28 protein-coding genes are annotated in these 25,213 nt (G+C 71.4%); 24 read left to right on the top strand and 4 right to left on the bottom strand.

Annotated features, from left to right (window positions below; translation table 11 throughout):
• Positions 1-501: 501 nt before the first annotated feature.
• From AB0D29_RS34770 to AB0D29_RS34725, 10 genes are all read left to right on the top strand, one after another.
• Positions 502-741: a hypothetical protein gene (locus tag AB0D29_RS34770; protein WP_362859760.1), complete on the top strand. Its 240-nt coding sequence runs from the start codon at positions 502-504 to the stop codon at positions 739-741.
• A gap of 77 nt (positions 742-818) precedes the next feature.
• On the top strand, positions 819-1,322 hold the full coding sequence (locus AB0D29_RS34765) for a hypothetical protein (RefSeq protein WP_362859759.1): 504 nt from the start codon (positions 819-821) through the stop codon (positions 1,320-1,322).
• Positions 1,323-1,444: 122 nt separating this feature from the next.
• Positions 1,445-2,098: an HAD family hydrolase gene (locus AB0D29_RS34760; protein ID WP_362859757.1), complete on the top strand. Its 654-nt coding sequence runs from the start codon at positions 1,445-1,447 to the stop codon at positions 2,096-2,098.
• A gap of 43 nt (positions 2,099-2,141) precedes the next feature.
• A complete protein-coding gene (locus tag AB0D29_RS34755) occupies positions 2,142-3,371 on the top strand; it encodes an MFS transporter (RefSeq protein WP_362859756.1) in 1,230 nt (409 codons plus the stop codon).
• A complete protein-coding gene (locus AB0D29_RS34750) occupies positions 3,343-4,491 on the top strand; it encodes an acetoin utilization protein AcuC (RefSeq protein WP_362859769.1) in 1,149 nt (382 codons plus the stop codon). The genes AB0D29_RS34755 and AB0D29_RS34750 overlap by 29 nt, the downstream gene beginning before the upstream one ends.
• 96 nt (positions 4,492-4,587) lie before the next feature.
• Positions 4,588-5,418 carry a phosphatase gene (locus AB0D29_RS34745; protein ID WP_362859755.1) on the top strand — a complete coding sequence of 277 codons (831 nt, stop codon included), beginning with the start codon at positions 4,588-4,590 and terminating at the stop codon, positions 5,416-5,418.
• 114 nt (positions 5,419-5,532) lie between these two features.
• Complete coding sequence (locus AB0D29_RS34740; protein ID WP_008738568.1) at positions 5,533-5,742, top strand: helix-turn-helix domain-containing protein; 210 nt, start codon at positions 5,533-5,535, stop codon at positions 5,740-5,742.
• Positions 5,743-5,863: 121 nt separating this feature from the next.
• Positions 5,864-5,962, top strand: coding sequence for an AURKAIP1/COX24 domain-containing protein (locus AB0D29_RS34735; RefSeq protein WP_003948845.1), 99 nt, complete (start codon positions 5,864-5,866; stop codon positions 5,960-5,962).
• A gap of 95 nt (positions 5,963-6,057) precedes the next feature.
• On the top strand, positions 6,058-7,134 hold the full coding sequence (locus AB0D29_RS34730; protein WP_362859753.1) for an NAD-dependent epimerase/dehydratase family protein: 1,077 nt from the start codon (positions 6,058-6,060) through the stop codon (positions 7,132-7,134).
• Complete coding sequence (locus AB0D29_RS34725; RefSeq protein WP_362859752.1) at positions 7,134-8,114, top strand: lysophospholipid acyltransferase family protein; 981 nt, start codon at positions 7,134-7,136, stop codon at positions 8,112-8,114. Before AB0D29_RS34730 ends, AB0D29_RS34725 begins: the two co-directional genes overlap by 1 nt.
• A 66-nt stretch (positions 8,115-8,180) precedes the next feature.
• Here AB0D29_RS34725 and AB0D29_RS34720 read toward each other — a convergent pair whose 3' ends face one another.
• From AB0D29_RS34720 to AB0D29_RS34710, 3 genes are all read right to left on the bottom strand, one after another.
• Complete coding sequence (locus tag AB0D29_RS34720; RefSeq protein WP_362859751.1) at positions 8,181-9,383, bottom strand: DUF5667 domain-containing protein; 1,203 nt, start codon at positions 9,381-9,383, stop codon at positions 8,181-8,183.
• Between the two features lie 235 nt (positions 9,384-9,618).
• Positions 9,619-10,434 (bottom strand): ECF subfamily RNA polymerase sigma factor, BldN family, encoded by an 816-nt coding sequence (locus tag AB0D29_RS34715; protein ID WP_030721275.1) that lies wholly within the window; start codon positions 10,432-10,434, stop codon positions 9,619-9,621.
• A 360-nt stretch (positions 10,435-10,794) separates the two neighbouring features.
• Complete coding sequence (locus AB0D29_RS34710; protein WP_362859750.1) at positions 10,795-11,760, bottom strand: HAD-IB family hydrolase; 966 nt, start codon at positions 11,758-11,760, stop codon at positions 10,795-10,797.
• Positions 11,761-11,840: 80 nt separating this feature from the next.
• Here AB0D29_RS34710 and AB0D29_RS34705 point away from each other — a divergent pair, with 80 nt between their 5' ends.
• The 7 genes from AB0D29_RS34705 (at position 11,841) to hemB (ending at position 20,247) form a co-directional block, all read left to right on the top strand.
• Positions 11,841-12,119: a glutaredoxin family protein gene (locus AB0D29_RS34705; RefSeq protein WP_362859748.1), complete on the top strand. Its 279-nt coding sequence runs from the start codon at positions 11,841-11,843 to the stop codon at positions 12,117-12,119.
• 273 nt (positions 12,120-12,392) lie between these two features.
• Positions 12,393-13,202 carry a redox-sensing transcriptional repressor Rex gene (locus AB0D29_RS34700; RefSeq protein ID WP_362859746.1) on the top strand — a complete coding sequence of 270 codons (810 nt, stop codon included), beginning with the start codon at positions 12,393-12,395 and terminating at the stop codon, positions 13,200-13,202.
• The gene (locus tag AB0D29_RS34695; RefSeq protein WP_362859744.1) at positions 13,199-14,890 is read left to right on the top strand and encodes a glutamyl-tRNA reductase; all 1,692 of its coding nucleotides are present in this window, start codon (positions 13,199-13,201) and stop codon (positions 14,888-14,890) included. Before AB0D29_RS34700 ends, AB0D29_RS34695 begins: the two co-directional genes overlap by 4 nt.
• Positions 14,887-15,855, top strand: a complete 969-nt coding sequence (gene hemC / locus AB0D29_RS34690; RefSeq protein WP_362859742.1) for a hydroxymethylbilane synthase — start codon at positions 14,887-14,889, stop codon at positions 15,853-15,855. The genes AB0D29_RS34695 and hemC overlap by 4 nt, the downstream gene beginning before the upstream one ends.
• Positions 15,852-17,519 (top strand): bifunctional uroporphyrinogen-III C-methyltransferase/uroporphyrinogen-III synthase, encoded by a 1,668-nt coding sequence (locus tag AB0D29_RS34685; RefSeq protein WP_362859740.1) that lies wholly within the window; start codon positions 15,852-15,854, stop codon positions 17,517-17,519. Before hemC ends, AB0D29_RS34685 begins: the two co-directional genes overlap by 4 nt.
• 296 nt (positions 17,520-17,815) lie before the next feature.
• Positions 17,816-19,156: a HEAT repeat domain-containing protein gene (locus tag AB0D29_RS34680; RefSeq protein ID WP_362859739.1), complete on the top strand. Its 1,341-nt coding sequence runs from the start codon at positions 17,816-17,818 to the stop codon at positions 19,154-19,156.
• A 92-nt stretch (positions 19,157-19,248) separates the two neighbouring features.
• On the top strand, positions 19,249-20,247 hold the full coding sequence (gene hemB, locus AB0D29_RS34675; protein ID WP_362401935.1) for a porphobilinogen synthase: 999 nt from the start codon (positions 19,249-19,251) through the stop codon (positions 20,245-20,247).
• Between the two features lie 6 nt (positions 20,248-20,253).
• On the opposite strand, the gene AB0D29_RS34670 is transcribed toward hemB, so the two are convergent.
• A complete protein-coding gene (locus AB0D29_RS34670; RefSeq protein WP_362859738.1) occupies positions 20,254-20,598 on the bottom strand; it encodes a hypothetical protein in 345 nt (114 codons plus the stop codon).
• Positions 20,599-20,730: 132 nt separating this feature from the next.
• Here AB0D29_RS34670 and AB0D29_RS34665 point away from each other — a divergent pair, with 132 nt between their 5' ends.
• From AB0D29_RS34665 to AB0D29_RS34635, 7 genes are all read left to right on the top strand, one after another.
• On the top strand, positions 20,731-21,117 hold the full coding sequence (locus AB0D29_RS34665) for a WXG100 family type VII secretion target (protein ID WP_362859736.1): 387 nt from the start codon (positions 20,731-20,733) through the stop codon (positions 21,115-21,117).
• 23 nt (positions 21,118-21,140) lie between these two features.
• Complete coding sequence (locus AB0D29_RS34660) at positions 21,141-21,449, top strand: WXG100 family type VII secretion target (RefSeq protein ID WP_362859734.1); 309 nt, start codon at positions 21,141-21,143, stop codon at positions 21,447-21,449.
• Positions 21,449-23,290, top strand: a complete 1,842-nt coding sequence (locus AB0D29_RS34655) for an RNase A-like domain-containing protein (protein ID WP_362859733.1) — start codon at positions 21,449-21,451, stop codon at positions 23,288-23,290. Before AB0D29_RS34660 ends, AB0D29_RS34655 begins: the two co-directional genes overlap by 1 nt.
• A gap of 8 nt (positions 23,291-23,298) precedes the next feature.
• A complete protein-coding gene (locus tag AB0D29_RS34650; RefSeq protein ID WP_362859731.1) occupies positions 23,299-23,868 on the top strand; it encodes a hypothetical protein in 570 nt (189 codons plus the stop codon).
• 12 nt (positions 23,869-23,880) lie between these two features.
• Positions 23,881-24,180: an RNase A-like domain-containing protein gene (locus AB0D29_RS34645; RefSeq protein WP_266483190.1), complete on the top strand. Its 300-nt coding sequence runs from the start codon at positions 23,881-23,883 to the stop codon at positions 24,178-24,180.
• Between the two features lie 12 nt (positions 24,181-24,192).
• Positions 24,193-24,849 (top strand): contact-dependent growth inhibition system immunity protein, encoded by a 657-nt coding sequence (locus tag AB0D29_RS34640; RefSeq protein WP_362859729.1) that lies wholly within the window; start codon positions 24,193-24,195, stop codon positions 24,847-24,849.
• A gap of 89 nt (positions 24,850-24,938) precedes the next feature.
• The gene (locus AB0D29_RS34635; RefSeq protein WP_362859727.1) at positions 24,939-25,211 is read left to right on the top strand and encodes a DUF1876 domain-containing protein; all 273 of its coding nucleotides are present in this window, start codon (positions 24,939-24,941) and stop codon (positions 25,209-25,211) included.
• Positions 25,212-25,213 lie beyond the last annotated feature (2 nt).

Genomic DNA, 25,213 nt, shown 5'->3' with positions numbered 1-25,213 from the left:
GGGGGGACCCTGTGGGAGAGTAGGACGCCGCCGAACAATCATTGTGGGAAGCCCCGCACCAAGCCTTCGGGCTCGGTGCGGGGCTTTTCTGCGTTTACCGGCAGTTCGGGGCGTGCCGGGACCGGGTCCGCAGTTTGGCGAAAAGCTGTCGGGGGCGGACCTCCGTTCATATGATGTGCCTCCTTCGAACGGCTTCGGCTTCGGGTGGGGGTACGGATGCGCAGAGTCAGCGGCGGGGACGAGCGGGGCGGAAGACGTACGGGGGGCTTCGTACGGCGGTTGCTGGTCGGGCTGGTGGTGGTCGGGGTCACCGTTGCCTGTGGGCCCGCGGAGGGGGACGGGCCGGCCGTGTCGCTGCCGCCTGTCGCGTCGACGGCGGTGCCGGCGCAGACGTCCGCCCAGCCCTCCCAGTCGGTTTCACCTTCACCGACGCCCACACCGACGCCCTCGCTCTCGGCGGCTTCTGCCGAGCCGAAGGCGTCGCCGAGCACGCCGGTGCCCGTGGCGACTCGGAAGGTCGATCCGAAGCCGCCCGCCCCACAGACGCCGAAGCCGGTGGCCACGACGAAGGCGCCGACCCAGCCGCCGAAGGCCGACTGCGAGATCGTCTCCAATGCCGGCAACTGCTACAACGCGGGCCAGTTCTGCCGGAAAGCCGATCTGGGGCGGTCCACGCACGCCGGTAACGGGCGCGTCATCCACTGCCGCCTGGACGGCAGCCAGCCGCGCTGGCAGTACTGAGTTGCCGTGATCACTCATGGCCGCACCATGCCTGGGCACCGCCGGGGCCGGTGCGGGGTTCCGGTGAGGAGCAGGGCGTGGGAAGTCTGTTGAGGAACCTCTCCGAGGTTCGCTGGGGAGAACTGCGCGATGCGACGGGGGCTGCGGCTGGGGGTATCCCCCCACTGCTGTCTCGGATCGCATTTGGCGATGCGGACACGGCCCGCATCGCCATCGATGACCTGGGCGATGCCATCTGTGCGCTGGGGTTCGTTGTCGGCCAGGCGACGGCTCCCACGGTCCCGTTCCTCATCGAACTGGCCGGGTCCCCGCACGTGGCTTGCAAGGCCGAGTTGCTGGACCTGCTGGGAAGCATCTGCCAGACGGACCAATGGCACGCCGCCGCTGCGGCGGCGCAGGACCGCAAGCGCGACGCGAGCTACCGGCAGCAACCCGGCTGGGAGGCGGCCTCAAGGGCAGCCGTGTACGCAGGCCGGCCAGTCATCGAGGGCGTGGCCTCCTCCGTACGGCCAGAGGAAGCGACGCCTGCTCGGAATTTGTTGCAGGTCATGGACGACACCCCGCCCTTCCCGAAGCTGTGAGCGGTTACTGCGGGCCAGCCCTTGGGGCGGTCCTCCGGATGCGCTGAGAAACTTCTGCCGTTCGTCCGTTCACCAGCTCCGGGTTGCCGGGGAGCTGAGCTGACGGATCGTAGGGTTGGGGTATGGGCTATGACCTCGTCATCTTCGACAACGACGGCGTGCTGGTGGACAGTGAGCCGCTCGCCAACAGCGTCCTCGCCGGGTATCTGACCGAGCTGGGGCACACGACCACGTACGAGGACTCGCTCCGCGACTACATGGGGGCGGCCGTGCACCGGGTGCACGACCTCGTCCTGGAGCGGACCGGGGAGCGGCTGCCCGCGGACTTCGACGCGACGCTGGCCGCGCGGACCGTCGCCGCGTTCGAGCGGGAGCTGAAGCCGGTCGCCGGCATCGAGGACGTGCTCGGGGCGCTGACCGCGAGCGGGGTCGGGTACTGCCTCGCCTCCTCCGGGAGCCACGAGCGGATCAGGGCGGGGCACCTGGCGGCGGGGATCGACGGGTGGTTCGAGGAGGAGTGGATCTTCAGCTCCGAGGACGTGGGCCAGGGCAAGCCGGCACCCGATCTGTTCCTGCACGCGGCACGGCAGATGGGCGTCGAGCCCGCGCGGTGCGTCGTCATCGAGGACAGCCCCCGCGGGATCCAGGCCGCCGTCGCCGCCGGCATGGACGTGTACGCGTACACGGCGATGCTTCCCGCCGAGCAGTTGCCCGGAGCCACCGGGTACTTCGGGGACATGATGCAGGTCCCGCTGCTCCTGCAACTGCCTGTGTGATCGCTCTACCCACGGGTAGCCCCGGGGCCTACGCTGACGCGCCATGACGGACGATGTGCGGCTGCGGCGCGGCCGGGGCGCTCTGGGGTTCAGTTTCTTCGCGCAGGGCGTGGCCTTCGCGCTGCTCGTGACCCGGATCCCGGCCATCCAGGACCGGTACGGGATATCCGACGGGCTGCTGCCCGCCTTCCTCGCGGCCGTGCCGATCCTCGCCGGGGTGTCGAGCGTGGCCACCGAGCACCTGGTGAAGCGGGTGGCGCCCAGCGCCGTACTGCGGTGGGCGCAGCCGCTCGTGCTGCTGTCCCTGCTGGGCGTCGCCACCGGCGGCCAGATGTGGCACGTGGCGGTGGCCCTGGGGGCGTTCGGGCTGTCGGTGGGTGCGCTGGACGCCTCGATGAACATGCTCGGGGTCAGCCTCCAGCGGGCGTACGGGCGGAGCATCATGCTCGGCTTCCACGCCGCGTACAGCCTCGGCGGGATCCTGGGCGCGTCGGCGGCGTGGGCCGGGGCGCACTGGCACCTGAGCCTGTTCACCGGCTATCTGCCGGCCGTGGTCGTGCTGGTGCCGCTCGTGGTGGTGCTGAGCCGGCGCTACGTGGACGGTGCGGGCCCCGGCGACGTGCAGGAGCAGGAGAAGGGGCTGGGCAGCGGCGGGTTCAAGCTGCTGCTGCCGCTCTGCCTGGTGATGGCGTGCGCGTACATCGGTGACTCGACGGTGGCGAACTGGAGTGCCAAGTACCTCCAGGACGTGCTCGGGAGCTCGGAGCAGATGGCGACCGTCCCCTACAACGTCTACATGGTGACCACCCTCATCGGGCGGGCCGTCGGGGACCTGGGCGTGCGCCGGTTCGGGGCCGCGGCCGTGGTGCGGGCCGGGACGCTGGTCGCCGCGGCCGGCTTCGCCGTCGTCGCGGCCGCGCCGGGGGCGTGGGTGGGGATGCTCGGCTTCACCCTGTTGGGGATCGGGCTGTGCGTGATCGTGCCGCAGACCTTCGCCGCGGCGGGGCGGCTGTTCCCGGGGGCGTCCGACACGGCCGTCGCGCGGCTCAACATCTTCAATTACGTCGGCTTCCTCATCGGGTCGCCGCTCGTCGGGGCGGTCGGCGACGCCTGGAGCTACCGGGGCGCGATGCTGGTGCCGATGGCGCTGGTGCTGGTGACCCTGCTCCAAGCCCGCTCGTTCGGCTCGGAGAAGGCCCGATACGGTGTCCGGCATGAGCGGCGAGCCGGTGACCGGGCTGTTGATGTGGGACGAGGCGGTAACGAGGTATGACTTCGGACCGAGCCATCCGATGGACCCGGTGCGCCTGGCGCTGACCATGGGCCTGGTGCGCGCCTTCGGGCTGGACCGGGCGATGGAGGTGCGGGCGGCCCCCGCGGCCGGTGATTCGACGCTGCGGCTGGTCCACCGGGAGGACTACGTCGCCGCGGTGCGCGAGGTGTCCGCGGACCCGGGGATCGCCGACGGGTCGTACGGGCTGGGCACCGTCGACGATCCGGCCTTCCACGGCATGCACGAGGCGTCGGCGCTGATCGCCGGGCAGTCCGTGGCGGGCGCGGAGGCGCTGTGGCACGGGGAGGCGGAGCACGCGGTGAACTTCGCGGGCGGGCTGCACCACGCCATGCCGGGCGGGGCGGCCGGTTTCTGCGTGTACAACGACGCGTCGCTGGCGATCGCGCGGCTGCTGGAGCTGGGGGCCGAGCGGGTCGCGTACGTGGATGTGGACGTCCACCACGGGGACGGCGTGCAGGCGGCCTTCTGGGACGACCCGCGGGTGCTGACGATCTCGATGCACGAGCACCCGCGGACGCTGTTCCCGCAGACCGGCTGGCCGGAGGAGACCGGCGGGCCGGAGGCCGAGGGGTCGGCGGTGAACATCGCGCTGCCCGCCGGGACCGGGGACGAGGGGTGGCTGCGGGCCTTCCACGGCGTCGTGCCGGAGCTGCTGGCGGACTTCCGGCCGCAGGTGCTGGTGACCCAGCACGGGGCCGATACGCACTTCGAGGACCCCCTCGCGCACCTGGCGGTGTCCCTGGACGCCCAGCGGGCCGTCCAGGAGGCCTGTCACGGGCTCGCGCACGAGTACGCGGACGGGCGGTGGCTGGCGCTGGGCGGCGGCGGGTACGCGGTGGTGGACGTCGTACCGAGGTCGTGGACGCACCTGGTGGCGATCGCCGCGCACCGGCCGGTGGATCCGGCGGCGGCGGTCCCGGCGTCGTGGCGGGACGAGGTGTACGCGCGGACGCGGCAGTTGGCGCCGGCCCGGATGACGGACGGGCGGACGCCTTCGTGGCGGGACTGGGACGCGGGCTACGACCCGGCGGACCGTACGGATCAGGCCGTTCTCGCGACGCGCCGGGCGGTCTTCCCGCTGCGCGGAATGCTGACCTGACCCCCTCTTGGTGACCTTGATGCATCGTTACGCCAACTGTGGGGCTGTTCGCCGGAATTGATGACCTGCCAGATGTGTTGGGGGCAGCATCGGAGGGTGTTGAGCACCGGCGCGCTGCGTGCGCATCTGCTGGCCGCCCGGTTGGCCGGGCCCGTCGCCACCTCCCGGGAGGAGAGCCTACGCAGCTACCGGCTGTTCGCGGCGCGCGATCCGCGGGTCCTGCTGGGGCTGGAGCCGGAGTGGGGCTGGGGCGTGGGTGACCTGCTGAGGCTGATGGCGGACAAGTGTGGTGTCTCGGCGGACCCCGCGCACGTCAGCGGGCCGGACGTGATCGACCCGGAGCGGACGGTGGCGGCGCTGGAGGCCTTCGCGGGGCGGCTGCGGGAGGCGGCGCGGGCGCGGTCGCCGGTGCTGTTCGGGACCGGTCATCCGCACCGGCTCCTGGGCTTCTACGCCGGTTTGGCCGAGGCGATGTCGGCGGCGGGATGTGTTGTCCTCACCCCGGCGCAGGGGGCGAGTGTCGACATGACGACCCGGTTCGGCGTACGCACGTACCGCATCGAATACGTACGGGGGGTCGCGCTGGTGCGGGAACCCGGCGCGCGGGTGCCGGGGAGTGCGACCGGCGTGCACACCCATTCACCCCTGCCGGTTCGGATGGCGCTGGGGGCCCTCGCGGAGGCCGGCGGGCCGCTGCCGGAGCTGGTCGTGGGGGACCACGGGTGGGTCTGCGGCGCAGGTCAGCTCGGTGTGGAGGTGATCGGGCTGGCGGACACGGATGATCCCGCGCTGTTCGTCGGGGAGGCCGAGGGGCGGGTGTCGGTGGCCGTTCCACTTGATGACGCGGTGCGAGCGGACTACTACCGACCGCTTACGCGCTACGTTCTCGGCAGGGCGAGTCTGACGGCCCGGCAGGAGTGGCCGTAGCTCCTCTTCCCCACTCGTATCACGCGCCCCTACTCTGGGGAGTGAGCGTGCGACGACGAGGAGTAACCGGAGGGGAAGCCGGTGCCCGTCATGCGCGGAAGGTCAAGGTGTGTCATGGCTGCTGGCGAGAGGCCTCTCAGCGAGGTTCAGTTCCTGACCGTGGCGGAGGTTGCCTCGGTGATGCGAGTGTCGAAGATGACCGTGTACCGGCTGGTGCACAACGGTCATCTGCCCGCAATCCGGGTGGGCCGGTCCTTCCGGGTCCCCGAGAACGCGGTCCACGAGTACCTCCGAGAGTCCTATGTGGGGGTGGAGTCGGCCTGAGACTGACCCCGGCACGCCCTCGGATTACAAGCTCAGAGCTCGGGACGGTAGGCTAGGCCGACGTAGGTCGTGTGGGCCCCGACGCCCCGCACCGAATGAAGAGAAGTGAGCGAGGGTAGTCGTGGGCTCTGTTATCAAGAAGCGGCGCAAGCGGATGGCTAAGAAGAAGCACCGCAAGCTGCTCAAGCGCACCCGCGTCCAGCGCCGTAACAAGAAGTAAACGGCAGCTGTACGTGTTCTCCGCAGCCCCTCCACCATCCTGGTGGAGGGGCTGCGGTGCAGCCGGGGGACTTCTTCGAGGGAGGCGCTGAGCTCGTGGGGAAGGTCGTACTCGTCACCGGGGCAGCCCGGCAGCTGGGCGGCCGCTTCGTGCGCCGGATCCAGCGTGACCCGGACGTCGAGCGGGTGATCGCGGTGGACGCGGTGACACCGCCGCACCGGCTCGGATCGGCAGAGTTCGTCCGTACGGACATCAGACAGTCGGCGATCGCCCGCGTGCTCGCCGAGCACGCCGTGGACACGGTGGTCCACCTGGCGGTCAGCGGGAGCGCCGCCGGCGCAGGCGGCGCGCGCAGCGCCGTCAAGGAAACGAACGTCATCGGGACGATGCAGCTCCTCGGGGCCTGCCAGAAGTCGCCGACGGTACGACGGCTCGTGGTGAAGTCCAGTACCAGCGTGTACGGGGGCACCTCCAGGGACCCGGCCGTCTTCACCGAGACCACCGAACCGAAATCGCTGCCGGCGGGCGGCTTCGCCAAGGACGCCGCCGAGGTCGAGGGATACGTACGGGGCTTCGCGCGCAGGCGGCCCGACGTCGCGGTGTGCGTCCTGCGGTTCGCGAACATCCTGGGACCCTTCGCGGACTCGGCGCTCGCCGAGTACTTCTCGATCCCGGTGATGCCCACCGTGCTGGGCTACGACCCGCGGCTGCAGTTCGTGCACGAGGACGATGTCCTCGACGTGCTGCGGCTCGCCGCGCAGGAGCCCAGACGCGGGACGCTGAACAGCGGGACCTTCAACATCGCGGGTGACGGCGTACTGCTGCTGTCGCAGTGCTCGCGGCGGCTGGGGCGGCCCACGGTGCCGCTGCTGCTGCCCGCGCTGACGTGGGTGGGCTCCGCCCTGCGGGCGGTCGGGGTCACGGAGTTCTCGGCGGAGCAGATGAAGCTGCTCACGCACGGCCGGGTCGTGGAGACCTCGCAGATGCGGGACGTCCTCGGCTTCGAGCCGCTCTACACGACGGCGGAGACCTTCTCGGACTTCGCGCGGAGCCGGGGGAGCGGGCTGCTGCCACCGGAGCGGGTCGGGCGGGCCGTGGACCGGATGGCGGCCATGGTGGGGGCAGACGGGCTTGATGTCGATGCCGACGCGGTTGAAGGAGCGAAGCGATAGTGGCGGACGCCAAGGTCATTCCGTTCGACGAGGACCGGCCGCGCCGGCGGATCCCCCGCCGGGTGCGGGCGTTGTCCGTTCCCGAGCCGGTGGAGCCGCCGCCGGCCCCCGAGCCGGAGCCGGCTCCGGCGGGGTCCGGTGACGGCTGGGACCGGCGGATCGCGGGCGGGCTGGCGTTCCTGCGGCGGCGGGTCACCGGGGACTACGAGGTCGACGAGTTCGGCTACGACAAGGAACTGACGGACCAGGTCCTGATGTCCCTGATGCGGCCGCTCTACGACAAGTACTTCCGCGTCGAGGTCAGGGGCATCGAGAACATCCCGGCGGAGGGCGGCGCGCTGATCGTGGCCAACCACTCCGGGACGCTCCCGCTGGACGGGCTGATGCTCCAGGTCGCCGTGCACGACCGTCACCCGGCACAGCGCCACCTGCGGCTGCTGGCGGCGGACCTGGTGTTCATGCTGCCGGTGGTCAACGAGCTGGCCCGGAAGGCGGGGCACACCCTGGCGTGCGCGGAGGACGCGCAGCGGCTGCTGGAGGCCGGGGAACTCGTCGGTGTGATGCCGGAGGGCTTCAAGGGGATAGGGAAGCCGTTCGGGGACCGGTACAAGCTGCAGCGGTTCGGCCGGGGCGGGTTCGTGTCGACGGCGCTGCGGGCGGGGACGCCGATCGTGCCGTGCTCGATCGTGGGGGCGGAGGAGATCTACCCGATGGTCGGCAACGCGAAGACGCTGGCGCGGCTGCTGGGGGTCCCGTACTTCCCGATCACGCCGACGTTTCCGTGGCTGGGGCCGTTGGGGGCCGTGCCGTTGCCGACGAAGTGGACGATCCAGTTCGGCGAGCCGATTCCCACGGCGGGGTACGCGGCCGAGGCGGCGGAGGATCCGATGCTGATGTTCAACCTGACGGATCAGGTGCGGGAGCAGATCCAGCACACGCTGTACAAACTGCTGGTGCAGCGGCGGTCCGTGTTCTTCTGATCCGCCGCTGAGGATGGAGCCGCTGAGGACGTGAGGCGGGGCTGCTCGCGCAGCCCCGCCTTTCGTCTACTCCGCGTCCTCCGCGCCCAGGCCCAGGCCCGGGAGGATGCCCGGGAGGAGGGGCGGGAGGGTGATGTCCGGACGGGCTTGCTCCGGGGTGCCCGAGGGGGGCGGGGCCGACTCTCCCGCGGGCGGGTTGAGCAGGTCGCCCGTACCGCCCAGGAGGCCGCCGGCCGGTGGCCGGGTGCTGCCCGAGGGGGACGGCGCGGGGCTGCCGGAGGGCGTCCCCGCGGTCGGGGCGGACTGGTGCGCTCCGCTGGGGGCGCCCGGCTTGGTGGAGGGGCTGCCGGGCGTGCTGGTGCCGCGGCTCTGCTCCGGCGGCTTCGGGAGCAGGTTCTGGAGCGGCGCCACGTCTTCGTCTATGGCCTGGAAGACCGACTCCACCTCACCGCCCACGTCCGTGAGCTGCGCCGGGAGCCTCTCGCGGAGCTTGCCCCAAGCGTCGCGGTGGGAGCGGGAGAACGACGACAGCTTCTGGATCGGGCCGAGCGAGCCGTCCCGTTCGTATGCCGCCTGGAGGAGCCGGTGGCCCTCCTCCGCGTCGTGCTTCACGCCCGCCAGGGCCCGGCGGATCGCGCCCAGGGACTCGTGGTCCAGGTCGCCCAGTCGGCCCCGTTCCATCAGCCTGCGGGCTTCCGACAGACGGTTCGAGGCCTGGTCGAGATAGAGCTCGCCCCGGTCCGAGTCGTCGTCGGCCATGCCCAGCTTCAGGTCCTCCATGCCCCGCTTCACGGGGTAGAGGTGGTCACCGGGCAGGGCGTCGGAACTGGCAGCGGCCACTCCGCTGAAGGCCCCCGCGGCCACACCCACGGTGAGGCCGCCCGCTGCGATGCCCTTGGACCAGCGGGAGCGGGGCCGCAATTTCCGGAGCGGGGTCGCCCGGTGGGCGCCGCGGCCGGTCCGCTGCTCGGGCACCTGAGGGTCCGAGGCGGCACCGCCCCCGGCCCTCTCTTCCAACACCATGGCCTCCATGGCGGCAACGAGCTGGGCTCGCTGCACCACCTTGACCTCGGGATCCAGCACCGGGCGCGGCATTCTTTCGCCGAGCACGCTCGCCAGGGCCAACAACCGGTCGTGGTCGGCAGGTTCGGCAGGTGCCTCGGACTGCTCGGCCGCCGAGTCCGGTTCCGAAAGGTCGGACGGGGTCCGATCTTCCAGGGCCTGGGCGAAGGCGTTCGCCCGCCGGTGCGGAGTCACGTTCGCGATCACTGGCGGCACCTCCTCTCGTCATGACGATCGACTCCCCAAGGTGTCCGGAAGGTTGCCTTCCTTGAGCACATCCACACTTTCGAGTGAGCGGCTTCGGGCAGGGCGTGTCCACAGGGGGTCTGCATTCCGCACAACGAGCGTCGCGGCACTTGGGTTACGGACGAAGGATGATCGGACCACAGCGTCATCGAGGGGTCACCGGATGTATGTGAGGTTGTGTTGATTTACGAGGGGGTCAGCGGGCGTCGTCCGGGAGGAGGCGGGCCAGCGTGCGGACCGCCCGGTACTGGAGCGTCTTGATCGCTCCTTCGTTCTTTCCCATGACCCGGGCCGTCTCGGCGACCGAGAGGCCCTGCAGGAAGCGCAGGGTCACGCACTCCTGCTGCTGCGGATTGAGCTTCCGTACGGCCTCCAGCAGGGCCGCGTTGGAGAGGGACTCCAGGACGGAGTCCTCGGGGCTGCGCTCGACCTCGTTGGCGTCGAGCATCTCGCCGGTGGTGACCTCCAGCCGGAAGCGGCTGGACTTGAAGTGGTCCGCCACCAGGTTCCTGGCGATCGTCACGAGCCAGGCGCCGAAGTCGCGGCCCTGCCAGGTGAAGGTGGAGATCCGGCGCAGCGCGCGCAGGAAGGTCTCGCTGGTGAGGTCCTCCGCGGTCGCCTTCCCTCCGACCCGGTAGTAGATGTAGCGGTAGACCGTGTCGCTGTACTGGTCGTAGAGGCGGCCGAAGGCGTCGGCCTCGCCCGCCTGGGCGCGTTCGACCAGGTCCATCATGCGGGCCTGGTCGCTGTCCGCCGTGGGGCGGCGGGGGGTGGCCTGGGTGCTCGTGCCGGCTGCGCCGTTCGAGCCCCCGGCCGCGCGACCTCGTCTGCCCACCGTCGCTCCGCCGTCGGTCAGGGCATAGCAAGGACCGGCCGGGCCGATACCGGCGGGGACCGCGGCGGCGAAGGCGGGGACGGCGTACGCGGTGGGGACGAAGCCGCGCAGGTGGTCGAGGACCGTTGCGCGCAGCTGAGCCAGGCCCGAGGCGTCAACCCCGACAGGTGGGTACACGGGACTCCCAGAGGCAGAGCTTCCATCACGTGCAGTGCGGAACCGTTCACCCGTCGTGGCGACAGATGGCCGGTGGCATGCGTTTGAGGAGAATAACGCTTCGTACAGGCAGTGCTACACCCAGTTGCTCAAATCACCGGTTCCGACACTTCTGTTGCGTGTCGAGGGCATATTCAGTCGCTGTTGGTGATCGATTCTTGATCACTTGGGCGCTCGGAATGGACGCTTCCAAGGGAGCTCGCGACCGAGTCGGGCAGGCCGGAGTGCCGCGCCGAGGGCGCGGGTAGAGGTGAGCGAATGCCCGGGCCCGCGCCGTGGGGACGGCGCGGGCGGGGTGGGAGGGGGCCGGGCCTGCCGTTGTTACTTGCGGCGGCGGTGCAGGGCGATGGCGGCGGCCGCGCCGCCCGCGATCGCGCCGACGCCGGCGGCCGCCGGGACGCCGACCTTCACGGCCTTGCGGCCGGTCCGATAGTCGCGCAGCCGCCAGTCGTTGGTACGGGCATGCTTGCGCAGTTTTGTGTCCGGATTGATCGCGTACGGATGTCCGACCAGCGACAGCATCGGGATGTCGTTGTGCGAATCGCTGTACGCGGCGCAGCGCGCGAGGTCCAGGCCCTCGGCGGCGGCCAGGGCGCGGACGGCCTCGGCCTTGGCGGGGCCGTGCAGCGGCTCGCCGACCAGGCGGCCGGTGTAGACGCCGTCGACGGACTCGGCGACGGTGCCCAGGGCGCCGGTCAGGCCCAGTCTGCGGGCGATGATCGTGGCCGTCTCCACCGGGGCGGCGGTGACCAGCCACACCTTCTGGCCGGCGTCGAGGTGGGCCTGGGCCAGGGCGCGGGTGCCCGGCCAGATCCGCTCGGCCATGTACTCGTCGTAGATCTCCTCGCCGATGGCCATCAGCTCGGAGACCTTGTGGCCCTTGACGATGGACAGGGCGCTGTCGCGGGCGTCCTGCATGTGCTCGGGGTCCTCGACCCCGGCGAGCCGGAACCAGGCCTGCTGCCAGGCGAAGCGGGCGAGTTCGCGGCGCCGGAAGAACTCGCGCTTGTAGAGGCCGCGGCCGAAGTGGAAGATCGCGGCGCCCTGCATGACGGTGTTGTCGAGGTCGAAGAAGGCGGCGGCGAGGTCGTCGCCGGCAACCGGGAACTCGGGTTCGGCCGGCGGCTCTTCCAGGGGCGCCTCGACCGTCGGCGCCTCGATCCCGGCCTCGGCCCCGGCTTCGACCAGCGCGGTCTTGCGGGCGGCCTCCGCAGAGGCCTCGCCTGCCAGCACGCTCCGCGCGGTTGCGGAGCGTCTACGAGGGGTGAGCCATCCGAGAGCGGCCATGCGGCGAGCATAGCCACTGTGTTCGGAACTTCCCGAACCGATGGGAAACGGAGGCGTTAACACTTCGGGAGAATGGAGTCATGAGCCCTTTGTTGCGCCGTAAGGAAAAGAAGCGTCCCGGCGAGCGGATGGTGACGCTGATCGGGAAGCCCGGGTGTCACCTGTGCGACGAGGCCGAGGAGGTGGTCGCGAAGGTCTGCGCCGAGACCGGGGCGCAGTGGGAGAAGAAGGACATCTCAAAGGACGAGGAGCTGTACCGGCTGCACTGGGAGCAGATTCCGGTGGTGCTCGTCGACGGCGAACAGCACACCTTCTGGAGGGTGAACCCGGACCGGCTCCGGCGGGCGTTGGAGGCCTGACCCCTTTCCCGGTTACCATCATGGGCGATTTGTGGGGTCTCGGGGGCATATCTGTGAGGAGTGTGCACGGTTTTGCCCCCTTTGGGATTTGAACGGGTTCGGCGTGCCACTGGTTCCGGGTTTGCGTGCCGAGGTTGCGTGACCCCGGTCACTTTGGTCGGACAAACCGGACACAATCTTTGTGCACGCGTTCACAAAGGCATAGCCTGCTGTCGACGGGGCGGTCTTGGGACAAGTGACCGCCTGCAGCCCCGCTCATCCCGCAGGAGCATCGTGGCAACTGGCCGAACTCACCGACCGGCGACCCGCAGCCGAGGTATTCCCGAGGCCACTGTCGCCCGGCTTCCGCTGTACTTGCGTGCCCTCACCGCGCTCTCCGAGCGATCGGTGCCCACGGTGTCCTCCGAGGAGCTCGCAGCCGCCGCCGGAGTCAACTCCGCGAAGCTGCGCAAGGACTTCTCGTACCTCGGTTCCTACGGGACCCGCGGCGTCGGCTACGACGTCGAGTACCTCGTCTACCAGATCTCCCGCGAGCTCGGCCTGACCCAGGACTGGCCGGTCGTCATCGTCGGCATCGGCAACCTCGGCGCCGCGCTCGCCAACTACGGCGGTTTCTCCGCGCGCGGCTTCCGTGTCGCGGCCCTCATCGACGCGGACCCGGCGATGGCCGGCAAGCCGGTCGCGGGCATGGCCGTGCAGCACACCGATGATCTGGAGAAGATCATCTCGGAGAACGGTGTCTCGATCGGGGTCATCGCGACGCCGGCCGGTGCGGCCCAGCAGGTCAGCGAGCGGCTGATCGCGGCCGGAGTCACCTCCATCCTGAACTTCGCGCCGACCGTGCTGTCCGTGCCCGACGGCGTGGACGTGCGCAAGGTCGACCTCTCCATCGAGCTCCAGATCCTGGCGTTCCACGAGCAGCGCAAGGCCGGCGAGGAAGCGGCCGCCGCCGCTGCCGCCGGCGGCTCCTCCGTGGGCGGCGCCGCCCCCGCCGCGGCCGTCGTGCCGCCGGCCGGGCGCGCGGCCGCCGAGGCGCGCAAGGGCAACCCCGAGGGTGACCACCCGGCGGTGATGCCGGCATGAGTCTGCTCGTCGTAGGGCTGAGCCACCGCAGCGCACCCGTGAGCGTCCTGGAGCGGGCCTCGCTGTCCGCGGACGCCAAGATCAAGCTGCTGCACGACACCCTCGCCGCGGAACCCGCGACGGAGGCGGCGGTGCTCGCCACGTGCAACCGGATCGAGCTGTACGCGGACGTGGACAAGTTCCACGCGGGCGTGGCCGAGCTGTCCACGCTGCTGGCCCAGCACAGCGGGGTGGCGCTCGAAGAGCTCACTCCGTACCTGTACGTGCACTACGAGGACCGGGCGGTGCACCACCTGTTCTCGGTGGCGTGCGGTCTGGACTCGATGGTCGTGGGCGAGGGGCAGATCCTCGGCCAGATCAAGGACGCGCTGGCGCTGGGGCAGGAGCTGCACACCGCCGGCCGGCTGATCAACGACCTGTTCCAGCAGGCGCTGCGGGTCGGCAAGCGGGCGCACTCGGAGACCGGGATCGACCGCGCGGGCCAGTCGCTGGTGACCTTCGGGTTGGAGCAGCTGGCCGTGCGGGTGCCGGTCGCGGAGTGGGCCGCGGGGAAGCGGGCGCTGGTGATCGGTGCCGGGTCGATGTCGTCGCTGGCGGCGGCGACGCTGGCGCGGGTCGGCGTCGCGGAGATCGTGGTGGCGAACCGGACCGCGGAGCGGGCGGAGCGGCTCGCGGAGATTCTGGTTGCCTCGGGCACCGGGGTCGCGGCGGTGGCCGTGCCGATGGCTCGCGTGCCCGATGAACTGACACGAGTCGATGTCGTGGTGTCCTGCACCGGGGCCACCGGGCTCGTGCTGACCGCCGATGACGTGCTCGCCGCCGTGTCCTGGGGCGCTGCCCCAGACCCCGCGCCTCAAACGCCGGCGGGGCTGGATGTGCCGGCCGGGCTGGATGTGCCGGCCGGGCTGGGATCGGCGGATGCTGCCGTCATCGAGCGGCTGGTTGCTGCCGCTCGGGACGGGGGGCGGCTTGCCGATGCCGGGGCCGTGCGGACCATTTCCGGGGGCGTCGAGGCCGACGGGTGTCCGGTCGGGCCCGATGGGCGGGCTGCGCTGACCGGGGTCGACGCGAACTCCCTCGAACTGCACGGGACCTGGGCCGACCAGGGCGAGGCCGCCGCGCAGCGGCAGCCCCGCAAGGGCGCCCGCAGCCTGGTCGACGGGGCGCCCGTACGGCTGGCCCTGCTGGACCTGGCCATGCCGCGCGACATCGACGCCGCCGTGCACCGGATCCCCGGGGTGCGACTCGTCGACATCGAAAGCCTGGCCGAGGCGTCGGCCGACGCGCCGATGGCGGCCGACGTCGACGCCGTCCGCGGCATAGTCGCCGGGGAAGTGGCCGCCTTCGGGGCCGCACAGCGGGCCGCGCACATCACGCCCACCGTCGTGGCCCTGCGGGCGATGGCGGCCGAGGTCGTGGCCATGGAAGTGGCGCGGCTCGACGGGCGGGTGCCCGACCTCGACGAACGGCAGCGGGCAGAGGTCACCCAGACCGTGCGCCGCGTCGTCGACAAGCTCCTCCACGCGCCGACCGTGCGCGTCAAGCAGCTCGCCAGCGAGCCCGGCGGCGCCGGGTACGCGGAGGCGCTGCGCGAACTCTTCGACCTCGACCCTCAGACGGTTGCTTCCGTCAGCCGGGCGGACGCGGCCGATCCGATGAACGACGACGACCCAGGACGGGCATCATGAACACACGTCCCGACCAGCCGCTGCGGCTCGGTACGCGGCGGAGCAAGCTGGCCATGTCCCAGTCGGGGCACGTCGCCGACGCGGTACGGGCGATCACCGGCCGGGCCGTCGAGCTCGTGGAGATCACGACCTACGGCGACGTCTCGCGCGAGCACCTCGCGCAGATCGGCGGGACGGGCGTGTTCGTCACCGCCCTGCGTGACGCGCTGCTGCGGGGCGAGGTCGACTTCGCCGTGCACTCGCTGAAGGACCTGCCGACGGCGCAGCCCGACGACCTCGTGATCGCGGCCATGCCGCTGCGCGAGGACGCCCGGGACGCGCTCGTCGCACGGGACGGCCTGACCTTCGAGCAGCTGCCCGACGGTGCCCGCATCGGCACGGGGTCGCCGCGGCGCACCGCCCAGCTCAACCACCTGGCGCTGTCCCTCGGCAAGCGGATCGAGACGGTGCCCATCCGCGGCAACGTCGACACCCGGATCGGCTTCGTCCGCGACGGCGAGCTCGATGCCGTCGTGCTCGCGGCCGCCGGCCTCAACCGGATCGGTCGCGGTGACGAGGCGACCGACCTGCTCTCCGTCGACAGCGTCCTGCCGGCCCCCGGCCAGGGTGCCCTGGCCGTGGAGTGCCTCGCGTCCGATACGGACCTCATCGCCGCGCTCGGCGAACTCGACGACCCGCACACCCGGGCCGCCGTGACCGCCGAGCGTTCCCTGCTCGCCGCCCTGGAGGCCGGCTGCAGCGCACCCGTGGGCGCGTTCGCCGACCTTCTGGCGGACGGGGAGATTGTCAATGAAATGCGCCTGCGCGGCGTCGTCGGAACCCTCGACGGCTCGACGCTGGTGCAGCTGTCCACCACCGGTCCCGTGCCCCAGTCGTACGACGAGGCCATGGCGCTCGGCCGCGAACTCGCGGACGAGATGCTGGCCAAGGGCGCGGCCGGTCTGATGGGGGAGCGATCGCTTTGAACCCCTCAATTCCGACCACCTCCGCCTATCCGGCCGTCGCCGCCCACGGACGCGTCACCTTCCTCGGTGCCGGCCCCGGCGACCCGGGTCTGCTGACGCTGCGCGCCGTCGAGGCGCTCGCCGCCGCGGACGTACTGATCGCGGAGCCCGAGGTGCTCGAGGTCGTACGGACGCATGCGCGCGCGAATGTCGACACGCCGCAGCTGACGATTGCTGACGAAGTGTCAGCAGCCGCCGGGGTCCCGGTGATCCGGGACGCGGCCAATCTTGTCATGGAGGCCGCACGCTCCGGCAGGCGGGTCGTACGTGCCGTCACGGGCGACCCCGGGCTCGACGGCAACGCGGCCGAGGAGATGCTCGTCTGCGCGACCGCCGGCATCCCCTTCGAGGTGGTGCCCGGAGTCGCGACCGCGGTCGGCGTGCCCGCGTACGCCGGTGTCCCGCTGCGCGACAAGCAGGGCGCGGACGTCCGCTTCGTCGACGCGAAGACGGCCTCGGCGCGCTGCTGGAGCGAGGTCGGCGCGAGCGACGGGATCCTCGTCGTCTCCGCGACCCTGGAGACCGTCTCGGCGGCCGCCGCCGAGCTGGTGAGCGCCGGGCGCAAGCCCGACACCCCGCTGACGGTGACCGTCGCCGGCACCACCACGCGGCAGCGGACCTGGTGCGCGACGCTGGGCACGATCGCCCAGGTGTTCAAGCAGGGCAAGGTGCTCCCGTCCCCCGAGGGCGCCCGGCCCGTCATAGCCGTGGTCGGTGAGCACAGCGCCGCCGCGCGGCGCGAGGACCTGGCCTGGTTCGAGTCGAAGCCGCTGTTCGGCTGGCGGGTCCTCGTACCGCGCACCAAGGAGCAGGCCGCCTCGCTCTCCGACCAACTGCGTTCGTACGGCGCGGTGCCGCACGAGGTGCCGACCATCGCCGTGGAGCCGCCGCGCACCCCGCAGCAGATGGAGCGCGCGGTGAAGGGCCTGGTGACGGGCCGCTACGAGTGGATCGCTTTCACGAGCGTGAACGCCGTGAAGGCGGTGCGCGAGAAGTTCGAGGAGTACGGGCTCGACGCGCGTGCCTTCGCGGGCATCAAGGTCGCCGCGGTGGGTGAGCAGACCGCGGCCGCGCTGGTGGAGTTCGGCGTGAAGCCGGACCTGGTGCCGAGCGGTGAGCAGTCCGCGGCCGGACTGCTGGAGGACTGGCCGCCGTACGACCCGGTCTTCGACCCGATCGACCGCGTGTTCCTGCCGCGCGCCGACATCGCGACCGAGACGCTGGTCGCCGGGCTGATCGAGCTCGGGTGGGAGGTCGACGACGTCACGGCCTACCGGACCGTGCGGGCGTCGCCGCCGCCGGCGGACACGCGCGAGGCGATCAAGGGCGGCGGGTTCGACGCCGTGCTCTTCACCTCGTCGAGCACCGTGCGGAACCTGGTGGGCATCGCCGGCAAGCCGCACAACGTGACCGTCATCGCGTGCATCGGGCCGGCGACGGCCAAGACCGCGGAGGAGCACGGGCTGCGGGTCGACGTCCTGTCCCCGGAGCCGAGCGTCGGCAAGCTGGCGGAGGCGCTGGCCGAGTACGGCGCGGCGCGCCGCGAGGCGGCCAAGGAGGCCGGCGAGACGGTGTTCCGGCCGAGCGAGCGCCGGCCGGGGGCGCGGCGTCGTCGTACCACCTAGCAGTGGGCTGAGCAGTGAGCAGTGATGTGGGCGGGGTTCGGCGCTGGTGCGCCGGGCCCCGCCCTTGTCGTGCCGGGGCGGTCGGAAGGGTGGGGCCGGGCGCGCGCCGGGGCGTCTCCTCGGGCGCCGAACGTCTCGGGGGGTCGGAGAGCGGAGCCCCGTTGTGTTCGGCGCCCTGCGGGGATCGCCCCGGCACACACCCGGCCCCGCCGGAGTAGCCCAGGGGGCCGGGCGCAATCCGGTTGTGCCCTTGCCGTCCGGCCGTGGAGGATCACGGCCGGACCGGAGGGTGGCGGGTGACGGGACCGGACGTGCGGTTGGCGGCGGCGGTGCGGGTGGGGGACGCCGGGGAGGTGCGCGCCCTGATCGAGGCGGGAGCGGACCCGGACGCGGCGGGCGCCGACGGGCTGCCGGTGCTGTGTTCGGCGGTGGAGGCGTTCGCGCACGAGGTGGCCGAGGCCCTGGTGGAGGGCGGCGCGGACCCGGACCGGCAGCTGCCGGACGGGACGACCCCGCTGCTGCGGGCCGTCGAGGGAGGCTCCCCGGCGACGGTCTCGGCGGTCAACGCCGGGGCGCTGCGGTTGCCGCGGGAACAGCGGGAGCGGCTGCTCGCCGCGGCCCGGCACTGGTACGAGACGGGCGCGGAGGCGGAACTGCGCCGCCGCACGGGAGCGCGGGGTCCGGCACGCACCGCCCGCGTGCAGGACGGCGAGTTCCTCCACGTCGAGGCGGTCACGCTCGGCGGGCGGACCGTACGGGCCGGGCACGGAGCGGTCCTCACCGAGCTGGAGCAGGCGCTGCGGATCCTGACGCCGGTGGAGGAGCTGGTGGCCCGTGCGGTGCGGCACGCGGACGACCACGTCGACTGGTCCGCCTCCTCCTGGGCCCTGGCCTGTCGGCGGAGCGCCGGGACGTGGTCGCAGGTGGTGGCGTTCCACCGGCACCCCTCACCCGTGCACCGCGCCTTCGTCGCCGACTTCCTGCGCTCCGGGGCGATGCAGGCGTCCATGACCATGCACGAGCGCTGGTACGAGCGGGAGCGGGGCCGGCTGCTCGTCTCCTGGGCGGAGACGGAGACCGACGGCGGTGTCCTGGCCGAGGTGCTCGCGGTCATGCGCCTGGAGGAGCATCCGGGCGCGCCGGCCGTCGGGCTGCGTCACGCGGGGCATCCGGATCCGCGGGTGCGGGGGGAGGTGCCCTTCCTCTTCGACCCGCCGCGGACCGGCGAGGTCGCCGCGGCCCTGCGCGTCCTCGCGCGCGACGCGGAGCCGGAGGTGCGGGTCGCCGCCGCGGAGTCACTGGCCTGGCCGGAAGTGTGGTCGGGCGAGGACCGGGAGCTGCTGGTCTCCCTGTTCCGGGACCCGGATCCGCAGGTGCGGAGCAGGGCCTCCTACGCCGTGGCCTCGGGCCGCGACCGCTCACCGGCCGTCACCGAGGCCCTGTTCGGACTCCTTGACGCGCAGGAGCAGGTGCTGCGCCTGAACGGGGCGTTCGGTCTCGCCGTGCGGGACGACCCGCGCACGCGCGAGGCGTACGGGCGGGTGGGGCCGCGGGACGGGGAGCACGAGTGCGAACACGAGCACCGCTGGGACGGACTGTGGCGGTGGAGCATGCGCAACGAGCCGGACGCTCCCTAGGCCGGACGCTCCCTAGGCCGGGCGGGCTCCAGGCCGGGCGGGCTCTAGGCTGGGGGGCGACTGCTGTCGATGCTCGAAGAGGCGACTGGAACATGAGCACGTACGGATCCTTCCCCGGCTCGCGGCCCCGCCGGCTGCGCACCACCCCGGCGATGCGGCGGATGGTCGCGGAGAACCGGCTGCACCCCTCGGACCTGATCCTCCCCGCGTTCGTACGGGAGGGCATCAGCGAGCCCCTGGCGATCTCGGCGATGCCCGGCGTCGTCCAGCACACCCGGGACACGCTGCGGAAGGCCGCCGTGGAGGCGGTCGAGGCGGGGGTCGCGGGGATCATGCTGTTCGGCGTGCCGGCCGACGAGAACAAGGACGCGCTGGGCACGGCGGGCACGGAGCCGGACGGGATCCTGCAGGTCGCGATCCGCGACGTGAAGGCCGAGGTCGGGGACGACCTGGTGATCATGTCCGACCTGTGCCTGGACGAGTACACCGATCACGGGCACTGCGGCGTGCTGGACGAGCACGGGCGCGTGGACAACGACGCGACGCTGGAGCGGTACGCCGAGATGGCGCAGGTCCAGGCCGACGCGGGCGTGCACGTGGTGGGCCCGAGCGGGATGATGGACGGTCAGGTCGGCGTCATCCGCGACGCGTTGGACGAGACCGGGCACGAGGACGTCTCGATCCTCGCGTACACGGCGAAGTACTCGTCCGCCTTCTACGGTCCCTTCCGCGAGGCCGTCGCCTCGTCGTTGCAGGGCGACCGCAAGACGTACCAGCAGGACCCGGCCAACGCCCGGGAGTCGCTGCGGGAGCTGGCCCTCGACCTGGAGGAGGGCGCGGACATGGTCATGGTCAAGCCGGCCGGCCCCTACCTCGACATCCTGTACCGGGTCGCGCAGGCGGTGGACGTCCCGGTGGCGGCGTACCAGATCAGCGGCGAGTTCGCGATGATCGAGGCGGCTGCGGAGAAGGGCTGGATCGAGCGCGACCGGGCCATCCTGGAGACCCTGTTGGGCATCAAGCGGGCGGGCGCCGACACGATCCTCACCTACTGGGCGACCGAGGTCGCCGGCTGGCTGCGCAACGCCTGATCCGCTCTACGGCCAGTCGACGAGGCCGTTGAAGACGACGAAGTCGAAGACGACGGCCGCCGGGGCGACGACGGCCAGCCACACCCTGGCGGCGGCGTGCCGCCGCTGCCAGGGCAGGGCCCACGCGGCGAGCAACACGGCCAGGACCACCAGCAGTCCGAAGCCGAAGACGGTGAAGGCGGTGCCGTACGAGGCGTCGAACCGGTCGCTCGCCGCTTCACCGCAGGAGTCGCAGGCCATCGGGGACAGCCCGACGAAGAAGAACGCGACGGCCGCGAGCGGCAGCGTGAGCAGCGTGGAGACGAGCGGGGCGACGAACGCACGGGGGTGGCGGGCGGTGTCCGGGGTCATGGATCCAGTGAACTCCTTGCGAAGAACTGGAACATGAGTGCGCATACTCAGGTGACTCTGGTGGTCCACCTGCGAAACTCTTAGGCGCACGTACGTACGTATGTGGCGTGGCGGCGCCGAAGAGGGGTGGACATGACGGACGGCGATCTGAGGGTCTCGGAGGACGGCCTCAGCAAACTCGCGGACGACCTCGATGCGATGCAGGGTCATCTGGAGCGCCAGATCCGGAACATGGACCGGGTGGTCGACAGCATCGCGGCGGGCTGGCAGGGGCCCACGGCCACGGCCTACCGCGCCCTGCACCGGGGGGCGGCCGAGGACGCCGTGCGGATCCGGCAGGTGCTCGCCCTCCTCGAACGGGCGACCAGGGCCTCGCGTGACGGGTTCACGGCCCAGGAGCTGGAGGTCCTGGCCGCGTTCAGGCGCGTCCAGAGCCAGGAGGACGTGACCGCGTCCGCCGCGGAGCTGACCGTGCCGGACCAGCCGGCCGCCCCGCACAGCCGTCTGCAGGACATCTGAGAGCAGCGAGGAACAGCACCAACATGTCGGATGACGACGACCGGATAACTGTCGATTTCGCCACCTTGCAGCGCCTGTCGGGGGACTTGGAGGAGATCCTCAAGGACCTCAACGAGAAGCTGGAGCTGCTCTACGAGCGCTCCAAGAAGGCCGTGCTGAGCTGGGACGGCGAGGCCCGGCAGGCGTTCATCGACGAGCTGGACAAGTGGGACCGCTCGGCCCAGGACCTCAAGGCGGCGCAGGCCTGGCTGCACGAGGTCGTGGTCAAGGGGCACCTCAACTACGCCGCGGCGAACAAGTCCGTGCTCCAGGGCTGGGGAGGCGGCGCCTGATGGCCGGCCCCACCCCGGGCCCGCCGAGCTCCGGCCCGCCGAGCTCCACCCCGGCGCAGCCGCCCGCGGGAGCCGGCAACATCGACGTCAAGCCGTCGAGCCTGTGGACCGTCTCCGGGCAGGTCGCCAAGCAGCAGGACGGCATGATGCGCGGTGCGAACACGCTCCTGACGGAGCTGAAGGAGTACCCGGACGCCGGCGGCGCGGGCGACGAGGCCCAGAAGTTCGCGGAGGCCTACAAGAAGATAGGCAACCGCTGGCTGGAGGTGTGGGGCAAGAGCGTGGTCAGCGTCGGCGGCGTCGCCGTCGGCTTCACGGAGACCGCCAACGCCTACACCAAGGCCGATGCCGCAGCCCACCCCAAGCCCGGCAAGAGCGCGGAGCAGCGCCCCCTGCCCACGGTCATCGACAAGGACCCCAAGTTCGACAGCGTCCCCGACATCAAGTGGGGTGACGACGACGGCGGCGACGACCTGCTCCGGGGTGCGATGGAGGGCATACCGGAGATGATCCGGGACGTCCTGCAGCCCGTCGCGAAGAACATCTTCCGTGTCGGCAAGGTGGCGGACGTTTATCCCTTCCCGCAGCAGCACTACCTCAACTCGCACTGTCACAGCTGGATGAACGTCTCGACCGTCGTCATGGGCACGGCGGACGGCCTCACCAGGACCATGGGCACGATCACCAACCACCAGAAGGCCGACTGGGAAGCGGCCATGCGGACCTTCTGCAGCGCGCTGTGGGGCGCGACGGACTGGGGCCAGTCCGGTCCGACCCGGCACGGCTACCAGTGGGCGCACACCACCGGTCCGCACGGGGCGAGGGTGGCCACGGGCAGCGAGCCGGTGATGAGCGTGCTCAACGACGTGGCGATCAAGATCAGCGACTGTCTGCGCGAGTACGCGGAAGCCGCCGTCGAGCTGAACCACGATGTCTTCGAAGAACTCAAGCGGGCCATGAAGAAGGCCGCGATGAGCATCATCGACGACATCGAGAAGGCCAAGGACAAGCCGAGCGTCAAGAACATCGTCGGCGCGGTCACCAGCGTGGTCAGCGGGGCGGGCGGAGCCGCCAGTCTCCTGCTGAAGTTCGACGTCAACACGGTCCTGAAGCTGGACAAGGCCAAGCTCAACCGGATCGTGGACAAGTACACCGGCATCGTGGACGGCCTCACCACGCGCATGAACGCGCTTGAGGGCGTCCTGAACGAAGCGCACAGGAGCGCCCCGAAGTTCGAGGCCGGCGTCGCCCGCGCCCACGGCTTCGGCGCCCGTTCGCTCAACGACTTCAAGCACGAGCAGCAGTGGACCGTTCCGGGCCCGAACGGCAACATGGCCTTCGACCTCGCGGCCAACGAGTACCTCGGCGGCGGCCACACCCTGGACAAGCACGTCGGCAAGACAGACGAGCAGCTCGCGCAGCGCCTGCGCGACCAGTCCGACCCGTCCAACACGTGGCCCGAGGGCGCCAAGCCCTCCATCGGCGGTTCGTCGAGCTTCAAGACGATCGGGGACGCGCAGCGGCTCACCGAGCAGAACCTGCGGCTGACGCAGTCCGAGATCGACGCCTGGCTCGCCTCCAACCCGCAGGACGGCCAGAACAAGGCCTTCGTGAGCAAGACGCCCAACGGCGAGGCCAGCGGCAGCTACGTCTCCAAGCAGCCCACGCCCAACCAGGACGGGTCCGCGGGCACGATCCCCGGGACGGGCTACAAGGACCACGGCCTCAATGCCAAGGCGATCGACGTCAACTACGTCAAGACCGTCCTCAAGTACGATTCCAGCCTCGATCCGCCGTACATCATCTACACGTCGATGCCCGCGCCCCGACCAGTAACTTAGGGACTTTGATGAACCCCCTCGACAGCAGCACCTGGGAAGCTGCGCTGCTACGGCTCCTGGAGGACGTCTTCACCTTCGCCAGGAGCGGGCCCCGGCTGCACGAGGACTGGGCCGAGGACGTCCGCGCCGTCATGGAGCGGTCGGTCGCCGACCCGCGGGGCTGGTACGCCCAGGATTCGGAGACGTTCAAGGAGGGATGGGAGGCCGGCTACCCCTCCTACCCGTTCCGCGCGCCGACCGCCGAGGACCTTCGCGCCGGGCTCCGGCCGATCACGGCCGGCGCCGCCGTCGAGCTGCTCGCCTCGCTCGCGCAGGAGTGGTTCTTCGAGGGCTCCCCGGTCCGGTCCCGGGAGGACAAGGACGCCGTGCTCGCGGACGCCCGGACCCTGCTGGACCGGTTCGGCCCCGACGCGGCGTTCTGGACCTCCTCCGACCTCGCCCGCACCAGCGACGCCCCCGACTTCCTGGCGCGGGACCTCGAAGGCGGCCACCCCTTCACCGACTACATGATGGACCTCGGCCTGATCGCGGTGTCGGCGGACGAGGTCGGCGTCTTCTGGTCGTTCAACGCGAATTGAGACAATGATCCGATGCTGACCCGATCCGCCACCTACCCCGACCGGGAGACCGCCCAGTGGGCCACCCAGCAGGTGGTGACCGCCAACGAGCAGGTCATCCACCGCTGGCTCGCCCAGGGGACGCGGGCCCGCCTCACCCTCGAGGCCGCCTGGCCGTCCCGTGAGGAGCCCGTCGGCCGGGTGCAGCTGGAGGCGATGCTGCTCGCCGGTCAGGGACCCGTCGACGTCCGCGCCGCCCGCGTCGTCCTGCGCCGTGAGCCCGCCAGCCCGTACGGATTCGTCGTCCTGACGACCGTCCCGTTCTACCCGTAGAGGCGACCGACCGTGTCCATGAAGCCCCTCGAACACGACCGGCGCTACGGCGAGCTCGACCAGGTGCTGCGCGCCTACCTCGGCCAGAGCGCCGACGACACGGCGGAGCGGCGCAGCCGCGCGCTGGACGCCTACCTGCGCCACACCTGGCACACCCGCCCCTGGGCCATCGCGGAGGCGGAGCGCCAGCTGCGCGAGTACGGCCGCAACCCTCCGGGGCGCCTGCGGATCGACCTCGGCGAGTTCTACGCCGTCCCCGACGTCGGGATCCCGCAGGCCGCGATCGGCGACTGGCTCTTCGTGCTCGCCGACCACCTCAAGCAGAGCATCGAGGACGGAGAGGTGCCGCCGCCGGCCAACCCGCAGACGCACTGGGAGTGGCACGCACGGTTCCCGGAGACCGCGCAGCTGCTGGGCGGCTGGTTCTCGCAGGACATCGTCGACGAGTTCCCCGACCACGAGGCGGCGGTCGCGGACTACGCGGCCACCACCGACCCGCAGATCGTCGCCCGCCTCGTCGGTGAGCTCCACGAACTGATCGCGCTGCCGCTGGACGAGGGCGACTACGCCCTGGCCGCCGCTGAACTCGGCATGGAGGTCAGCCCGCCCGAGCCGTTCTCGTACGGGGCGTGGCTGCGGACGGTGGCGGCGACCCTGACCGCCGGCTGACCGATCGGAGCCCGCGGGCTCCCGGCTCGCGCCGCCCCTCCCGCGGGCGCACCCTGGAGTGAAGGGTGACCCCCTGGAGGTGATGCACCATGGCCACGCTCGTCGGGTGGCATGTGGAGCTCGAATTCACCGAGGAGGGCCACCGCACCAGTGCGGCGGCCCTGGTCAGACTCGGGGACGGCTCCGAGATCAAGGCGCGGGGCTATGCCCTGCGTCACCCCTCCGACCCGGAGCAGCTGAGGGTCGGGGAAGAGATCGCGGGCGCTCGCGCGCTCATGGATATCGCGTCGCAGATGTTGCAGAAGGCCCACGCCGAGATCGACGAGGCGACGGGCCGGCATTCCTACCCGCTCAATGGTTGAGC

Source organism: Streptomyces sp. NPDC048424, assembly GCF_040651555.1.
Lineage (GTDB): Bacteria > Actinomycetota > Actinomycetes > Streptomycetales > Streptomycetaceae > Streptomyces.
Note: the sequence above shows the minus strand (reverse complement) of the source record. Positions and strands in the feature narration are given on the sequence as shown.

Coding starts and splice junctions, on each gene's coding strand:
- AB0D29_RS34755 (WP_362859756.1), top strand. CDS start 2,142: ATGACGGACGATGTGCGGCTGCGGCGCGGCCGGGGCGCTCTGGGGTTC.
- AB0D29_RS34695 (WP_362859744.1), top strand. CDS start 13,199: ATGAGTCTGCTCGTCGTAGGGCTGAGCCACCGCAGCGCACCCGTGAGC.
- AB0D29_RS34740 (WP_008738568.1), top strand. CDS start 5,533: ATGGCTGCTGGCGAGAGGCCTCTCAGCGAGGTTCAGTTCCTGACCGTG.
- AB0D29_RS34750 (WP_362859769.1), top strand. CDS start 3,343: ATGTGGGACGAGGCGGTAACGAGGTATGACTTCGGACCGAGCCATCCG.
- AB0D29_RS34665 (WP_362859736.1), top strand. CDS start 20,731: ATGACGGACGGCGATCTGAGGGTCTCGGAGGACGGCCTCAGCAAACTC.
- AB0D29_RS34660 (WP_362859734.1), top strand. CDS start 21,141: ATGTCGGATGACGACGACCGGATAACTGTCGATTTCGCCACCTTGCAG.
- AB0D29_RS34655 (WP_362859733.1), top strand. CDS start 21,449: ATGGCCGGCCCCACCCCGGGCCCGCCGAGCTCCGGCCCGCCGAGCTCC.
- AB0D29_RS34710 (WP_362859750.1), bottom strand. CDS start 11,760: ATGGCCGCTCTCGGATGGCTCACCCCTCGTAGACGCTCCGCAACCGCG.
- hemC (WP_362859742.1), top strand. CDS start 14,887: ATGAACACACGTCCCGACCAGCCGCTGCGGCTCGGTACGCGGCGGAGC.
- AB0D29_RS34650 (WP_362859731.1), top strand. CDS start 23,299: ATGAACCCCCTCGACAGCAGCACCTGGGAAGCTGCGCTGCTACGGCTC.
- AB0D29_RS34705 (WP_362859748.1), top strand. CDS start 11,841: ATGAGCCCTTTGTTGCGCCGTAAGGAAAAGAAGCGTCCCGGCGAGCGG.
- hemB (WP_362401935.1), top strand. CDS start 19,249: ATGAGCACGTACGGATCCTTCCCCGGCTCGCGGCCCCGCCGGCTGCGC.
- AB0D29_RS34645 (WP_266483190.1), top strand. CDS start 23,881: ATGCTGACCCGATCCGCCACCTACCCCGACCGGGAGACCGCCCAGTGG.
- AB0D29_RS34635 (WP_362859727.1), top strand. CDS start 24,939: ATGGCCACGCTCGTCGGGTGGCATGTGGAGCTCGAATTCACCGAGGAG.
- AB0D29_RS34760 (WP_362859757.1), top strand. CDS start 1,445: ATGGGCTATGACCTCGTCATCTTCGACAACGACGGCGTGCTGGTGGAC.
- AB0D29_RS34670 (WP_362859738.1), bottom strand. CDS start 20,598: ATGACCCCGGACACCGCCCGCCACCCCCGTGCGTTCGTCGCCCCGCTC.